An 11,875-nucleotide genomic window follows, 5' to 3' on the forward strand; every position below is an offset into this window, starting at 1 on the left:
CCTGGCGCTGCTTCCTCTTCAGCCACTGCCTACCTTTGCCCTCGGGCAGGGCCTTCTCGCTCTCAGGTCTTCTGCGCACACAGAGCCGAACGAGAGGTGCCCCTGCTCCCTCTTCCCGCTCACTTCAGGCCCGCCCGCCCTCCGGCCTGATCGAGAATCACGAACTCCGGTTTAGACGACAGCGTCCCGATAACTCCCCGCCCTGAGTACGGTCCGAGGGCGAAGTCCTCACGAGTTTGTGCGCGTGCTTCGAGTGGGAACGGTTCGTGATTGACGAATCGGGCCACCGTCGTGGAGCCAGACACCGTGGGTCGTGATAGCTGCGACACATGCGAACCAACGGACGATGGCTCGAATTGACGTTGCTGACGACAGCCCTCTGCCTGGCGGCCTGTGACTCGGATGACGACAACCCGGGTCCGGATGATGCGGGCGTGAGTGACGCCGGCACGGCGGATGCGGGTGGCTCGGATGCGGGCGTCAGCGACGCGGGCCCTGACGGCGGCCCCACGGACCCCGGCTTCGAGCAAGGTGACGGCGTCTCTCGCGAGTCCACCACGGTGGGCGGAATCGCGGTGGACCGCTACACATGGACGGACTCGCAGGGCCGTCCGCGCACGGTGTCGCTGAAGCGGCAGACGTCCGCGGGCAATGGCGGCTATGCCGTCCAGTTGACCTATCAGGTGCGGGCCGGCGGAGACTGGCGCACCGTGACGGTGGATGGCACGGCCGGCGGTGAGAGTGGCTTCGGCTACTTCGTCGGGCACGAGCTGTACCGGCAGTTCGACAACGGCTCGTCCGGCACCATCGCGGGCCTGCATGGAGAGGATGACTCCCCGCTGGGGTATGGCTTCGCGGTGCAGGGCACGCACTCGGCCATCCTCCCGGGCTCCACGTTCGCGAGCCACACCTTCACCACGGCCTATCCGAAGTGGGGCACCCGGGTCGCCATGGCGGATGTGACGGCGAGCACTCCCGCGGCGTCGGCGGCCCATCAGAAGTTCATGGTGCCGCTCACCCTCCGGTGGGTCTTCCAGAAGGGCATGGACTTCCCGCGCATCGACACCCGGATGGACTTGGGCGAGGCGGTGGCGGGGCAGCTCTCGTTCGACATGCGCGGCCCCTACGGTGTCGTGGAGTTCGCGGACTCGGACACCCAGGCCGCGCTCAGCAACGTGCAGTGGGGTGACACGCGCAACCACTTCACCACGCAGGCGCCCGTGGCGAACCCGCTGACGACGCAGGCGGGCTGGACGTGGAACGAGCCCATCGGCACCACGCGCAAGTATCACAGCCTGCTCGCGCGGCACTCGAGCACGGGCGTGTTGTACGAACTGGGCCTTGTCGAGCTGAAGCTGGGGCAGGACCCGGGACTCGTCTATGGCGGCTACAGCACCAACAATGGAACGACGAAGGCGGCCACGGGACGGGCGCTGTTGAGCGGGGACTTCTCCGCGGGCGAGTGGCCCTTCCAGTCCGCGCAGTACAGCGGGCTCAACGCGAACACGGGCGTGACGGGAAAGAAGTTCGCGTGGGGCTCCAGCCCGTTCTACGGCTCGGCGCTCTCCACCGTGTACTTCAACCCCGACTTCAGCACGTCCATCAACGCCTTCCCCGTGGGCAAGACGCTGCTCTACCGGACGTGTCTGGTGCTGGGCGTCTCCCCCTTCACCGACGCGAGCAGGAAGTCACTGACGCGCGGGGTGGCGGAGAGCGCCTCTCCGAGCTGCGCGACGGCCGAGCCGCTCTGAGCCTTTCCTTCGAGGCCCCGTGACGAACGTCCGTCACGGGCCTCAGCGGGGGCGGGCAGCAGCACGTCGGCGACCTTCATGGCGAAGTTGTCGGCGTGGCCGTTGCCCCGGTTGGACAGGCACACGACGGTGAGCCCGTCGTCGGGGAAGCGCATCATGTCGCTGCTGAAGCCCCAGTCCCCACCGGCGTACCAGAGGGTGCGACGTCCGGCGTGACGTCCCCAGACGAGTCCGAAGGCATCATTGGCCTTGTGGTGCTTGAGTTCTCGCGGACGCCGCTACTCTCTCAGCCGCTTCTCCGGTGAGCCATCGCGGCAGGCGGAGGTGGTGTACGTCTCATGTCGTGAGCGGACACCCCAGGAGGCGTGTTGGCCCTGGCAGTTCTGGCTGCGCCAGCCGACCAGGACGGTGTGGCCCTGGTCCGCGAAGTATTGATAGCGCTCCTCCCTGCGGGCACTCCCCGCCGTCGGCCGCTCCTGTCTGACTTCAAGGGCTCCGGCTCCCTCCTCGATGGGGGCGCTGGTGCACGCGCTCAGCAGGAGTCCGGACACGAAAACCAGGGGCAGGGCGCGGCGCTTCCTGTCGAACGTCATCGTGCTTCTTCCTCCCGGGGGTTGAGTCCCGAGGTTCGCGTTCAGGGCGTTGATGACGGTTCCAGTGTGTTTCCCGGTGTGGCCCCTGTAGGTCGCTCGCCAGCAGGCGCTCAAAGGCGGAGCGATGGATGTTCCACTGCTGAAAGGGACTGGGCTGGCAGTCCGCCCGGAGGGTGATGCGCGCGCCGTCAGCGACAGGCTCCGGAGCACCCTCCACGCACGCGCCTGTCGCCGCGTTCTTCAATTGGACCCCTCGAAAGCCCGGCGGAGGCGCGGCCCCCTCGGCCTCGAAGGGTGTGAGGACCCACTGCTGCTCCAGCCCGCCATTGCAGCTCACAGCGGTCAGACGTCCGCCTTGCGCACTCAGGCACAACCCGCCCTCCCGGATGACCTCCCAGCGCGCGGGAGCGCCGGACACGGGCGCGAGCTCCCAGTCGAGCGCGGAGGCATGGCAGGGCGCCGGGCCCACCCCGCCGGGGTGTTGCGTGGAGGGCATCAAGCAGTACTGCTGTTTTTGATGATGAAGGACTGTCAGCGGTCCTTCGCCCGCACGCGCGGTCCGGGCCTCGGCAAGCAGCACCCCGAGGGCGATGACGCGGACAGTCAGGCGACCACGGGTTCGTGTCTCCAAGGGGCCCCTCCCCACGCGTCAGGACAGTGCCGAACGCGGACAGGGTGGGCGGGGCGAGCCGGGCAGGTCCATCCCAGAAAAGTGGGATTTTCTGGAATAAGTGGCCGATGGGTTTGATTGGCTCCAGGCATGGTGACCCGTTCGCGGATGGAGCGTGAGTTGCTGGGTGTGCTGCGGGACCTGGCGGCGGCGGAGCTGCCGTTGGGCAAGCTGTTCACCCAGCTCAACCTGTTGCTGAAGGAGCCGCTGGGCATCGATGCGAGTTGTTGGCATGGGACGGACCCCGCGTCGGGGATGGTGACGTCCACGGTGATGGAGAACCTGGACCCGCGAGGCTTCGAGCGCGCGGCCTATCTGGAGCTGTGGGCGCCGGAGCCGCTGACGTTCGCCGGCCTGCGGGCGTTGGGGAAGCGGGTGGACTCGCTGAGTCACGCGGCGAAGGGGAAGCTCGACGACAGCGCGCGCTACCGGGAGCTGATCGCCCCGTTTGGCTTTGGCGACGAGATGCGCGTCAACTTCGACCTTCCGTCGGGGTGCTGGGGCGCGGCGACGTTCCTGCGCGCGAAGGACCGGGGTGCCTACACCGAGGCAGAGGTCGGGATGATGGACCGGTTCTCCTCGCACATCGGTCAGATGTTGTGGCGGTCCTACCGGGGCACCGTGCCCCAGGGCGAAGGGCAGCCGCTCCCGGGCATCGCGGTGCTGGGGCCGCGAGGGCAATTGATGTCCGCGGACCCTCGGGCCGAGGCCGTGCTGGCGGAGCTCGCCGAGACGTCACCCTCGTCCACGGGCGTGCCGTCCGGACTCATCACCGTCGCCGAACATGCGCGAGGGCTGGGCGCCGCGGGGCGCAGGGACGTGCCGTCGCGCTCCCGGGTGCGCACGAGCACGGGGCAGTGGCTCACGCTGCATGCCTCGTTGCTGGAGGGACGCCCCGATGGTCAGGTCGCCATCGTGGTGACGCCCGCCACGCCGGCGGAGGTGCTGCCCATGGCGTTGATGAGCCTGGGGCTCACCGCCCGTGAGCAGGACGTCGCCATCCTCGTTGCCCGAGGGAACAACACCAGCACCATCGCTCAGAGTCTGTTCATCACCCCCGCGACGGTGCAGGACCACCTGAAGTCCATCTTCACCAAGGCGGGGGTGCGCAGCCGTCGTGAGTTCATCGCCCGGCTCGTGGGCACCTCTGCGGGCCAGGCTCCGGCGGGTGTCACGGCGCGAGGAGCATGAAACGCGCCGTGTCCCGTGTGGCTTCCGTGTGAGGATTTCGAGCCCGCCTCCGCCACGGAGCAGCCGCTATGTCTCGGATTGGCCGCGCCGCAGGCCCAGGGCCTTCATTTTTTTATAGAAGTGGCCCCGCTCGAGGTCCAGCAGCCGGGCCGCCTCCGTCACGTTGTCGTGCGTATGCGCGAGCACGTACAGGATGATCTCCCGCTCGGCGTCCTCCACCTGCTCGCGGAAGGTCTTGTCCGCGCGCGGATGGAAGCCCGCCTGCACCGGGGCCGACAGCGGGGGAGGGGGCGCCACCAGGGCCGGAGCCGGAGTGCTGGCCGCCGCCACCACGGCAGAGTCCAGGGTGGGAGGCGGCGGAGTCATCGCCATTGACGTCTCCACCACTGGAGGAGGCACGCCACCGCGCCCCCGAGGCAACAGCTCCAGCGCGTCCGTCCGCGTGACGATGGGGCCCTCGCAGAGGATGGCCAGGCGTTCGACCAGGTTGCGCAGCTCGCGCACGTTGCCCGGGTAGTCATAGGCGCTCATCACCGACAGCGCATCCGGCGACAGCGTCAGCGGGCGGCGCCCGTTCTTCGCGCAGGCCTCGCGCAGGAAGGTCCCGATGAGGTCCGGCAGGTCCTCGCGCCGCTCGCGCAGGGGCGGCGAGTGAATCTGTACGACGTTGATGCGGTAATACAAATCCTCGCGGAAGCGCCCGGCGGAGATCTCCTTCTCCAGATTCTTGTTCGTGGCCGCGATGACCCGCACGTCCACCTTGAGCGTCTCCGCGCCGCCCACCCGCTCCAGCTCGCCTTCCTGCAACACGCGCAGGAGCTTGGCCTGCATGGCCGGCGGCATGTCCCCAATCTCATCGAGGAACAGCGTGCCTTCGTGCGCCAGCTCGAACTTTCCGCGCCGCACGCTCACCGCGCCGGTGAAGGCGCCCTTCTCGTGGCCGAATAGTTCGCTTTCAATCAACTCGTGCGGCACCGCCGCGCAGTTGAGCTTCACGAAGGGGTTGGCCTTGCGCCGGGAGTGCTGGTGCAGCGCGCGGGCGATGAGCTCCTTGCCCGTGCCGTTCTCACCGGTAATCAACACCCGCCCCTCCGAGGGCGCCGTGCGTTGGATGAGCGAGAAGATGCGCTGCATGGCCGGGCCGCTGCCCACCATGTCGTAGCGGCCCAACTGCTCGCGCAGCTCCCGCAGTTCCTCCATCGCCGCCTGGTGCTTGAGCACGTTGCGCAGCGCGACGAGCAACCGCTCCCGGGCGATGGGCTTCTCCAGGAAGTCGCGCGCCCCCAGCTGCGTCGCCTTCACCGCCGTGTCGATGGTGCCGTGTCCCGACATCATGATGACGGGCAGCTCCGGCTTGAGCTCCGTGAGCCGGGCCAGCGCCGTCAACCCATCCATGTCCGGCATCTTCACGTCCATCAACACCGCGTCCACCGGACGCGCGCTCACCACGTCGAGCGCCACCTGACCGCTGGCAGCCAGATGTGTCTGATACCCCGCCAGCTGCAACGACTGGCTCAGTGTCAGCAGAATGTTCTTCTCGTCATCGACGATGAGGACGGATGCGGGCATGTGGGGCGCTCCCGGCCTGGGGCCACGTCACGCGGCCACTCACGGGCAAGGGTCACAATCTCATGGAAATTATTTGGACATTCAAGGGTTTCGGCGCGCCGAGGCGTGTCTCGAAAGGGACAAATGCTTTGACTCACCCTGGCGACTGCGACTACACGCGACCCGAATACCCGCCCCCTGCGGGTGCTTATTTCGTCTTCAAGATTTTCGGGAGGAATGATGCGTCGGATTTCTCTTTGGGCGGGCCTCGGCCTCGCCATGGCCGTGCTGACCGGCTGCCCCCCCAGCTACCCCAACTGCAACGATGACTCGACCTGCTCCGAGAAGGGCGAGGTCTGTGTCCAGGGCCAGTGCCAGGAGTGCGCCACCGACGCGAACTGCAAGGAGGGCTTCACGTGCCAGGGCAACAAGTGCGCGCCCAAGCCCCCCGAGTGCACGGTGGACAACCAGTGCGGTGATGGCCGCATCTGCGAGGCCGGCAAGTGCGCCGAGGCCCAGTGCAAGGACGACTCCAGCTGCCCCTCCGGCGGCAAGTGCCAGGCGGGCCGTTGCCAGGCCCCCACGGACACCTGCGCGTCCAACTCCGACTGCGGTGAGGGTCAGGAGTGCAGCGCCGGCCGTTGCGTGACGGCCTCCGCGGACAAGTGCGACTGGAGCCCGGTGCGCTTCGGCTTCAACGAGTCCTCGCTGACCTCCGAGGCCCAGCAGCGCCTGTCCGACCTGGCCACGTGCCTGAAGACGGGCCAGCAGGGCAAGCTGACCCTCGCGGGCCACGCCGACGAGCGCGGCACCGAGGAGTTCAACCTCCAGCTGTCCAACCGCCGTGCGCAGGCCGTCAAGCGCTACCTGACGGACCTGGGCGTGAAGTCCAACGCGGTGACGACGGTGGGTTACGGTGAGACCCGGCCGGCGAACAACACCTCGTCCGAGGACGCCTGGTCCGAGAACCGCCGCGTCGAGTTCCAGCGCTAGTTGAGGCTGGGGTAGGCTGTGCGCCACATGGCCGTCCACGAGCCGGAAGCGCGGCAGTCCTATCTCGTTTTTGCCTGCGGTAGCAGCTGGTACGCGGTGCCCGCGGAGAGCGCGGCGGAGGTCGTTACCTTCCCCGAGCTCACGCGGGTACCGGGCTCCCCTGCCCATCTGCTGGGCGTGTTCGCCCACCGAGGAGAGGTCATCCCGGTGGTGGACATGGGCCTGCTGGTGGCGGGGGTGAGCCAATCCTCGCGGCGGGCCGTGCTGGTGCGGCTGCCGCGCGGCACCCTGGGCCTCACGGCGAGCACGGTTGCGGGGGTCTCCCCGGTGACGGGCGCGCTGGAGCCGCTGGGCTCCACTGGCGTCCAGGTCCACCTGAAGGGCCCCGCCAAGAGTGGTCCCCGGGATGTGGCCGTCATCGACCCCGAAGGGCTCTTCGACCATCTCAGCCAGGGGGCTTGACCCATGGCTCCAGCCAGTCCCGTCCGGGGCATGCTGTTCTGCCATGCGGGCCCGCATCGGCTCGCCTTCGCCGCGCATGAGGTGCTGTCCATCACCTCGCCGGGCGAGGAGGCGGATGCGGCCTCCGCCGGGCTGGCCTTCCACGCGCCGGCGGGTGCAACCCGGGTGTTGGTGGCGATTTCGGGCGGCGCGGTAGGGGTGGACACGCTCGAAATCGACGCGGAGTCGCATCCGGTGCTGCCCGCGCCCTGTGTGACGGTGCATGCCTCGGGCGGCAGTCTGCGGGGCTTCGTGCTGGCGCGTGGGGTGTTGTGGCCGTTGTTGGGGCTGGCGGACTTCGAGCGCTTCCTGCGGGGCGTGGCCCGGGGGGCGGCATGACGGCGCCCACGGACTTACGGGGCCTGGCCCGGTGGCTGGCGCGTCCGGTGGCGCCGGCCAGCACCCTGGGCATCTCCCTGGCGCTGCTGCACGGCCTGCTCACGGATGCGCTTCCCGTCGCTTCCTGGATGCGCTTCCTGGTGCTCGTCGTCGTCGTCACCGCGCTGTCGCTGTGGCTCATCCAGCAGCACGCGAGGCGCTCGCTGCGGGTGCTGTATGCCGTGGGGGCCGGGCAACTGCAGGCCACGCCGGAGCATCTGAAGTCGGCGCTGTTGGAGGCCCGGGGTTTTCCCGAGCGGTGCTTCTCCTTCGCCCTCCAGAGCTGGCTCGTGGGCGCCGTCGTCGTGGCCTTCGTCTTCATTCCCTGGGCGGATGCGCCGCTGTCGCTGGGGCCGCGCATCCTGCTCGTCGGTGCGTCGCTGGGCTCGCTGACGGCGCTGCTCATCTACCTGCTGGTGGTGCGTCGCTGCCGGGAGGCGGTGGAGCTCATCGCGGCCCGTGGCCTGTCCCCGCTGGAGGTGGTGGCCACGGCGCCGCCCCGGCGGTTGCACATCCGCCGCCGCATGGTGCTCTTCACCGCCATCGCGGTGCTCACGCCGTCGCTGTTCATCCTCGACGCCACCGTCACCCGCACCCTGCGCGCCATGGATGACGTGGTGCTGGCCCGCTCGCCGCTGGAGCAGGACGCGGCGCTGCGGCGGGCGGATGACGGGCGGGGGCTGGCGGTAGCGGGGCTCGTCGCCATCCTCGTGCTGCTGACGGCGCACCTGGGCGGCACGGTCATCGCGGCGCCCCTGCGCGCCATCACCGAGGACGCCACCCGTATCGCCCAGGGCGACCTGCGCCCCCCTCGGGTCATCGCCGCCGAGGACGAGGTGTGGGCCACGTCCGCCGCCTTCGCGCAGATGCAGGCGCAGCTCGGGCAGGCGCTCACCCAGCTTCGGCGCGCGGGCCTCCAGATTTCCACCACGACGGAGCAGCTCGTCGCCACGTCCGGAGAGCAGGAGTCGGGCGCGGACGAGCAGGCCAGCTCGCTCAACGTGACGAGCGCGACGACGGAGGAGCTGGCGCGCTCGGCGCAGCAGATCGCCGGCAACGCGGAGTCGGTGTCCACCATCGCCGAGTCCACGTTCGCCGCCGCGCAGACGGGCCAGCGGGGCGCCGCCGCCTTCCTGGGCGCCATGCAGCGCATGAAGCAGGACAACCAGGCCATCGCCGACGCCGTGGTGCGGCTCAACAAGCGCGTGCAGCAGATTGGCAAGGTGGTGGAGTTCATCAACGAGATCGCCGACAAGTCGGACCTGCTGGCGCTCAACGCGGAGCTGGAGGGCACCAAGGCGGGCGAGGTGGGGAGGGGCTTCTCGCTGGTGGCCGCGGAGATGCGGCGGCTGGCGGAGAACGTCATCCGGTCCACCAAGGCGATTGAGCAGCTCATCGCGGAGATTCGCGACGCGACCCATGCGGCGGTGATGGCCACCGAGGCGGGGCTGAAGGCGATGGATGCGGGCACGGTGCTGGCGGCCGAGGTGGACGAGAGCCTGAGCCTCATCCTGGAGCTGGCGCGGCAGACGTCCCATGCGGTGCGCAGCATCTCCCTGGCCACGCAGCAGCAGCAGACGGGCACCGACCAGCTCGCCGCCGCCATGGGGGACATCCTGCGCGTCACCGAGCAGAACTCGGCGGCCACCAAGCAGATGGCGGTGGCCAACGCGGACCTGTCCACCCTGTCGAGGGACCTCAAGCGCGTGGTGGAGCGCTTCCACGTCGTGGCCGGGGAGGACGCATGAGCGCGCGCGGTGGCTCCCGGCGGGCCTCGTTCAGCCGACACCTGATGATTCCGGTGCCGCTGGCCAACCTCATGGGCGCGGCGCTCGGGCTGCACTACGCCCGGCTCACGCTCTCCGATGCGCTGGCGGAGGAGGGCCGGCTGTCGTGGCTGCTCCAACTGGGCGGATTGCTGTGTGGGCTGGCGATGGCGGTGGGCGCGGCGGCGGCGCTGGGCCGGCTGCGCACCCTGCGCGGGCTGGAGCGCGGGGATGTCCCCGTGACGCCGGAGTCCCTGAAGGCGGCGGTGCTGGAGGTGACGCGCGCGCCGGACGAGGCCTTCCTGGGCTCGCTGGGGCTGTGGCTGCTCACCACCGTGGGCCTGGGGGCCTCGCTGTGGGGGCTGGCGGGCGCGGACATGGACATGTCCCGACGTATCGCGGGGCTGGGGCTATTGTTCGGCCCGCTGACGGCGCTGCTCGTCCACTGCCTGGTCATCCTGCGCTCGCGCAAGGTGGTGCTGTGGCTGGCGGAGCTGGGCATGACGCACTCGCAGCTCATCGCGGCCATGCCCCGGCGGGCGGAGATTCGCGCGCGACTGGTGGCCTTCGCCTTCATCTCCGTGGTGACTCCGGCGGTGTTGTCGGTGCAGCTCTCCTCGGCGCTGGGGGAGCGGGCCCTGGCCCAGTTGGTGGCGTATGGCGAGCCCACGGCGGCGCTGGCCTCGGCGCTGCGTCTGGAGGCACTGGCCTCGGGAGGGCCGCTGGTGCTGCTCGTCTTCGGACTGGCGCTCACCACGGCGTACCTGGGAGGCACGCTGCTGGGGCGGCCTTTGCGAGAGCTGTCGAGCGAGGCGCGGCGCATCGCCGAGGGTGACCTGGCGAGCCCGCGCGTGGTGCCGGCGGAGGATGAAATCTGGGACGTGTCCGCCGCCTTCACGACCATGCGCGCGCACCTGGCGGACGTGATGTCGCAGTTGCAGCGGGCCGGGGCGCAGATTTCCGCCACCACCGAGGAGATTCTCACCACCTCCGGGCGCTACGAGATGGGGGCCGCGGAGCAGGCCAGCTCCCTGGACCAGACGAGCGCGACGACGGAGGAGCTGGCGCGCTCGGCGCGGCAAATCGCCGAGAACGCGGGCTCGGTGGCGCAGATTGCCCAGCGCACGCTGGGGGCGGCGCAGCAGGGGCAGCGCAGCGCGGAGTCGTTCCTGGGGTCGATGGAGCGGATGCGCCAGGACAACGGCGCCATCGCCTCCGCGGTGGTGCGGCTCAACAAGCGCGTCCAGCAGATTGGCAAGATTGTCGAGTTCATCAACGGCGTGGCCGACAAGTCGGACCTGCTGGCGCTGAACGCGGAGCTGGAGGGCACCAAGTCGGCGGAGGTGGGCCGGGGCTTCTCGCTGGTGGCCGCGGAGATGCGGCGGCTGGCGGAGAACGTGCTGGAGTCGACCAAGGAAATCGAGGGGCTCATCGAGGAGGTCCGCGAGGCCTCGGCCGCGGCGGTGTCCGCCACGGAAGGCGGCGTGCGCGCGGTGGAGACGGGGACGACGCTGGCGCAGCAGGTGTCGGAGTCGCTGCGGCAAATCACGAAGCTCGCGGGGAAGACGTCGGACGCGGTGCGCAGCATCTCCCTGGCCACGCAGCAGCAGCAGACGGGCACCGACCAGCTCGCGGAGACGATGGCGGACATCCTGCGCATCACCCAGCAGAGCCTCAATGCCACCAAGCAGGTGAGCAGCGCGAACACGGACCTGCTCGTGCTGGCGCGTGACTTGCGGGAAGTGGTGGAGCGGTTCCAGATTGGGCAGGAGACGCTGCGGGAGGAGGGCGGGTGAACCCGAGCGAGCGCCTCCTCAGGCAGTTCCGGGACCTGGTGACGGTGCGCCTGGAGCGCATCAACCGGGCGCTCATGGAGCTGGAGGCGGGGGCGAGCGTGGAGGCGGGACGGGGCGCGCTGCGCGAGCTGCACGGGCTCAAGGGCGAGGCCCGGATGATGGGCTTCGACGACATCAACGTGCTGGTGCACGAGATGGAGGAGCTGGTCCGCTGCACGGAGCCTCGGCGGTATGCGTTGTCGGCCGACTCCACGGACGCGTTGCTCAGCGCCGCGGACGTGGTGCTGGTGCTATCGGGTGCCCAGCCCTCGGCCGAGGCGTCGCCCGAGGTAGGGCGGCTCGTGGTCTGGCTCCAGACGTGTACTCGCGCGGAGGCGGATGGGCTGCCGGGCGTGGGCAGCCCGACGGAGGCCGCCAGGCAGGAGTCCCCGGTGTCCCGTCGAGTCGACGCGGGCGAGTCGCTGGCCGCGTTGGCTCGAGCCGCCGCCGTGGCTTCCGAGTCGAACTCCGCGGGTTCATTTCTGGGGGGCGCGGAGGGCAAGGGCGTCGCGACTCCTGGGGCACCTCGCGACACATCGTCTCCGAGCACTGGGATGGGGCGTGTCGGAGGAGCGCCCTTCGATGGGACTCCTCGAAGCGAGTCGATGGGCACTGGGGTGGGAAGGGCCGGCGGCGGTGCCTTCGCTTC

General features: G+C 69.6%; 11 protein-coding genes. 9 read left to right on the plus strand and 2 right to left on the minus strand.

Features of this window, described 5'->3' with window-relative positions; genetic code table 11:
• Positions 1-329 precede the first annotated feature (329 nt).
• Both HR086_RS38555 and HR086_RS38560 read left to right on the plus strand, forming a co-directional pair.
• Entirely contained in the window at positions 330-1,751 is a 1,422-nt protein-coding gene (locus HR086_RS38555; protein WP_174453433.1) for a hypothetical protein, read from the plus strand.
• 78 nt (positions 1,752-1,829) lie between these two features.
• Positions 1,830-1,967: a hypothetical protein gene (locus tag HR086_RS38560; protein WP_174468120.1), complete on the plus strand. Its 138-nt coding sequence runs from the start codon at positions 1,830-1,832 to the stop codon at positions 1,965-1,967.
• Between the two features lie 62 nt (positions 1,968-2,029).
• Here HR086_RS38560 and HR086_RS38565 read toward each other — a convergent pair whose 3' ends face one another.
• Positions 2,030-2,344, minus strand: a complete 315-nt coding sequence (locus HR086_RS38565; protein ID WP_174468121.1) for a DUF6289 family protein — start codon at positions 2,342-2,344, stop codon at positions 2,030-2,032.
• Between the two features lie 760 nt (positions 2,345-3,104).
• Between HR086_RS38565 and HR086_RS38570 the strand changes: the two genes are divergently transcribed.
• Positions 3,105-4,205, plus strand: a complete 1,101-nt coding sequence (locus tag HR086_RS38570; RefSeq protein ID WP_141643878.1) for a helix-turn-helix transcriptional regulator — start codon at positions 3,105-3,107, stop codon at positions 4,203-4,205.
• A 66-nt stretch (positions 4,206-4,271) separates the two neighbouring features.
• Here the strand turns inward: HR086_RS38570 and HR086_RS38575 are convergent, their stop codons facing one another.
• Positions 4,272-5,774: a sigma-54 dependent transcriptional regulator gene (locus HR086_RS38575; RefSeq protein ID WP_174461292.1), complete on the minus strand. Its 1,503-nt coding sequence runs from the start codon at positions 5,772-5,774 to the stop codon at positions 4,272-4,274.
• A 219-nt stretch (positions 5,775-5,993) separates the two neighbouring features.
• Here HR086_RS38575 and HR086_RS38580 point away from each other — a divergent pair, with 219 nt between their 5' ends.
• From HR086_RS38580 to HR086_RS48925, 6 genes are all read left to right on the plus strand, one after another.
• Complete coding sequence (locus tag HR086_RS38580; protein WP_141643905.1) at positions 5,994-6,746, plus strand: OmpA family protein; 753 nt, start codon at positions 5,994-5,996, stop codon at positions 6,744-6,746.
• 27 nt (positions 6,747-6,773) lie between these two features.
• Positions 6,774-7,208, plus strand: a complete 435-nt coding sequence (locus HR086_RS38585) for a chemotaxis protein CheW (protein ID WP_174461291.1) — start codon at positions 6,774-6,776, stop codon at positions 7,206-7,208.
• Between the two features lie 3 nt (positions 7,209-7,211).
• Entirely contained in the window at positions 7,212-7,586 is a 375-nt protein-coding gene (locus HR086_RS38590; RefSeq protein WP_174453437.1) for a protein CrdC, read from the plus strand.
• Positions 7,583-9,373: a methyl-accepting chemotaxis protein gene (locus tag HR086_RS38595; protein ID WP_141643882.1), complete on the plus strand. Its 1,791-nt coding sequence runs from the start codon at positions 7,583-7,585 to the stop codon at positions 9,371-9,373. Before HR086_RS38590 ends, HR086_RS38595 begins: the two co-directional genes overlap by 4 nt.
• The gene (locus HR086_RS38600) at positions 9,370-11,187 is read left to right on the plus strand and encodes a methyl-accepting chemotaxis protein (RefSeq protein ID WP_174468122.1); all 1,818 of its coding nucleotides are present in this window, start codon (positions 9,370-9,372) and stop codon (positions 11,185-11,187) included. Before HR086_RS38595 ends, HR086_RS38600 begins: the two co-directional genes overlap by 4 nt.
• On the plus strand, positions 11,184-11,875 hold a 692-nt coding region (locus HR086_RS48925; RefSeq protein WP_373564408.1), incomplete at its 3' end, for an Hpt domain-containing protein. The genes HR086_RS38600 and HR086_RS48925, both read left to right, overlap by 4 nt.

The sequence above is a fragment of the Myxococcus sp. CA039A genome, assembly GCF_013336645.1.
Classification (GTDB): domain Bacteria; phylum Myxococcota; class Myxococcia; order Myxococcales; family Myxococcaceae; genus Myxococcus; species Myxococcus llanfairpwllgwyngyllgogerychwyrndrobwllllantysiliogogogochensis.